We start from the raw sequence: 1324 nt of genomic DNA, 5'->3' as shown, positions 1-1324 counted from the left end.
GAGCCTGTAACGGATTCTGTGTAACTGCCCGTTTTTAGATTTTAAATATGCTTGCTGAGTCGTTCCTCAAATTCAATGATAAAACGACTCATTGCATTTCGCCAGTCTCGAATTGGCATCGTCCATTTTTTCGATGCCTCTTTTATTGCCAAATAAATCATTTTTCTCGCAGAGTCGTCATTTGGAAATATCTTACGCTTTTTAATCGCTCGGCGAATAACGCTGTTGAGTGACTCAATGGCATTCGTTGTATAAATGGCTTTTCGTATTGCCTCCGGATAATTAAATAACGTGTTTAAATTGTCCCAATTCGCACGCCATGACTTTGCTATTTGAGGATATTGATTGTCCCATTTCTCTGCAAATCGCTCCAACTCCAGCAACGCCTCTTCTTCTGTCGACGAGCGGTAAATCAGCTTTAAATCGGCCGTCACGGCTTTATAATCTTTCCATGAGACATATTTCAATGAGTTTCGAACCATATGCACTATACACAATTGAACATGAGTTTGCGGGTAAGCAGTATTAATTGCATCAGGAAATCCCTTCAGCCCATCTACGCACGCGATTAAGATATCTTCAACGCCCCGTTGGCTTAATTCGGTGAGCACGCTCAACCAAAACTTAGCCCCTTCATTTTCTGAAATCCACATGCCAAGCAGTTCTTTATGGCCGTCAATATTAATACCTAAAGCAAGGTAAATAGACTTTTTGATAACGCGCTTATCTTGGCGTATTTTTACAACCAAGCAATCCAAATAAACAATAGGATAAATCGCATCCAGGGGGCGAGATTGCCATTCAGTGACTTGCTCCATAACAGCGCTGGTAACACGTGACACCAATGTGGGAGAGATATCAGCGCCATACCACTCATGAAAGGCATTCACGATATCGCGTGTGCTCATTCCTTGGGCATACAGCCATAAAATTTTATCATCCATTGAGGTGAATCGAGATTGATGCTTTTTAACAAGCTGTGGCTCAAAAGAGCCTTCACGGTCGCGGGGCGTATCAAGCTCAAACTCACCGTCTTCTGTCTTGATACGCTTACTTGTTTTACCATTTCGGCTATTACTGCTCGTGGATTTACTGTGTTTTTGATAGCCTAAATGTTCATCCATTTCTGCATTAAGTGCGGCTTCAACAGTTATCTTTTTTAACATCTGACTAAATTGATTTAAATCGTCAGGTGTTTTAATACTTTTAGCTGCTTCTTTTGCAAACGCTTCGAGTTCTTCTTTATTCATGTTCATCGCCTAATCCTTAAACTCTTGATAGAGTAAATTATGATAGGCAGTTACACAAAATTAGTTACATCCTC

Annotated in this window: 1 protein-coding gene; it reads right to left on the bottom strand. The window is 40.6% G+C overall.

Features of this window, described 5'->3' with window-relative positions:
- Nucleotides 1–41: 41 nt before the first annotated feature.
- Nucleotides 42–1250, bottom strand: a complete 1209-nt coding sequence (locus HC000_RS18245; RefSeq protein WP_179808386.1) for an IS256 family transposase — start codon at nt 1248–1250, stop codon at nt 42–44.
- Nucleotides 1251–1324: the final 74 nt, after the last annotated feature.

Origin of the sequence: Pseudoalteromonas sp. MIP2626 (assembly GCF_013414205.1) — a bacterium.
Taxonomy (GTDB): domain Bacteria; phylum Pseudomonadota; class Gammaproteobacteria; order Enterobacterales; family Alteromonadaceae; genus Pseudoalteromonas; species Pseudoalteromonas nigrifaciens.
The sequence above is the reverse complement of the archived record's forward strand: the minus strand, read 5'-3'. Positions and strand labels throughout refer to the sequence as shown.

Coding starts and splice junctions, on each gene's coding strand:
- HC000_RS18245 (WP_179808386.1), bottom strand. CDS start 1,250: ATGAATAAAGAAGAACTCGAAGCGTTTGCAAAAGAAGCAGCTAAAAGT.